The following is a 1712-nucleotide window of genomic DNA, read 5'->3' as shown; positions in this document are numbered from 1 at the left end:
TTATTACAGCCCCCCAAAAAAAATAGAAAGTGCAAAGGTATCCCAACACAAGGATTTCAATATCTTGAGACCTTTGCATAAATAGGGATGATTAGTAAAATCCAATTTTTGTCCAATTGGTGATTTCTTTAAACCTTGTCCTAGCAGGGCTAAGGCTGGGTTTAAAAAATCGCCAAGTGGGTGAAAAGTGGGTTTCTGATGATTATTCCTATTTATGCAAAGGTCTCATCTTATGATTAATACTTTAGAGTGCTACCAACAGACTCACACCCATGATACAGGCAACAACCTAACCCACCTATCTCACCAAGCAAACAGTAATAATTGGCAACAAATCCTCGCCATTCACCCTAACAGCAACCGTGGCACTGAAAATAACAACCAAAATAACTTTGATGCCAGCGGCAATTTATTACATTTAGACAATATTGCTAACCTAGATTGGTATTACAACAATATCCTTAATAAACTCACTAAAGCAGATAAACCTAACACCACACAATACTATGTTTATGATTACCAAGGCAATCGAGTCCGCAGTGTGGTTGAATCTAACAACCAAGTGCAAAGCCAAAGAGACTATCTGCCCTCACTAGAGCTCTCAATCAACCAAGCAAAGCAACAAAGCACCACCCTGCACCGGCACCCACATCCTCAGGGAAAGTAGCAAAGACAACACCCAAAGCCCCAACCAAACCCACTACCAACTCAACAGCCATCTACAATCCAACACCTTAGAGCTGGACGACAAAGCCCAAACCCTCAGCTATGAGCACTACTACCCCTATGGTGGCACCGCCCTCATCGCCGGCAAAGACAAAACCCAAGTGCAACAAAAACGCTACCGCTACACAAACAAAGAAAGAAGCGACAGTAGTGGTCTGTGCTACTACGGTGCCAGATACCTAGCCCCTTGGCTAACGAGGTGGATAAACCCTGATTCAGCAGGTGCGGTTGATGGCTTGAATTTGTATATTTATGTAGGGAATAATCCGCTTAAATATATTGATCAGACAGGACAGGTTAAAGTTTATCCAATGGATGGAGGTGAACCCCATGAACTCGATGTCTTAAGTCCAATTGAAGGTACTTATCGTAGCGATAACTTGTTTGATTTTCCAGAATCATATGAAAAGACTAGAAGAAATTGTTAAGACTTATCCTGCTAATAAACTTGACTTGCTAAACGCCAATACAAAATTTACCATAAAATCAGAGGGCAGAAAGGGGGCGTTAACAATTAGAGCCCTCTCTCTTCCGCCTTCTACCAGTGAGTTTGAGAATATTATGGATTTCAATACAGGACAGTTAACTTTTGAGTCAAATTTTAGAGATAAAAACTGCATTTCTGGCTTGAATGCAACAGAAGTAACCTCTTACCAATATTTAGGAATGACAAAAATAGCGGGTGCATTAAACATGCTACCTAAAACATTTCTCAGAGAAGGCATATCCAACCCTAGCACAAAAAAAGCAATAGAGATTTATCGAGCTGACGGAAATTACCCAAAATTTTATCGTAATTTTGTTGGTAGTAGCGATAACGGCAGATCTTCTTTAAGGATTGCCAATACTTTTAGCCTTGAGATAGTCTCTATAAAGATGTCCAGTTCCACCACGTTATTCCAGTTTGAGCATTTGAATCAATAATTCTCAAGCCACTTACAATCGTCATTTTAAGGGTTTGAGTTTTTGCTTGCAAAAAGCTAAAA

At 40.1% G+C, this 1712-nt stretch carries 3 protein-coding genes; all 3 read left to right on the top strand.

What is annotated here, in order from left to right; all coding sequences use genetic code 11:
- Positions 1-232: 232 nt before the first annotated feature.
- Positions 233-667, top strand: a complete 435-nt coding sequence (locus tag BBROOKSOX_RS12370; protein ID WP_257607867.1) for a hypothetical protein — start codon at positions 233-235, stop codon at positions 665-667.
- Positions 668-827: 160 nt separating this feature from the next.
- A complete protein-coding gene (locus BBROOKSOX_RS12365) occupies positions 828-1154 on the top strand; it encodes an RHS repeat-associated core domain-containing protein (protein ID WP_257607866.1) in 327 nt (108 codons plus the stop codon).
- Positions 1129-1650, top strand: coding sequence for a hypothetical protein (locus BBROOKSOX_RS10650; RefSeq protein ID WP_139661747.1), 522 nt, complete (start codon positions 1129-1131; stop codon positions 1648-1650). The genes BBROOKSOX_RS12365 and BBROOKSOX_RS10650 overlap by 26 nt, the downstream gene beginning before the upstream one ends.
- Positions 1651-1712: the final 62 nt, after the last annotated feature.

The organism is bacterium endosymbiont of Bathymodiolus sp. 5 South (genome assembly GCF_900128535.1).
Taxonomy (GTDB): domain Bacteria; phylum Pseudomonadota; class Gammaproteobacteria; order PS1; family Pseudothioglobaceae; genus Thiodubiliella.
Note: the sequence above shows the minus strand (reverse complement) of the source record. Positions and strands in the feature narration are given on the sequence as shown.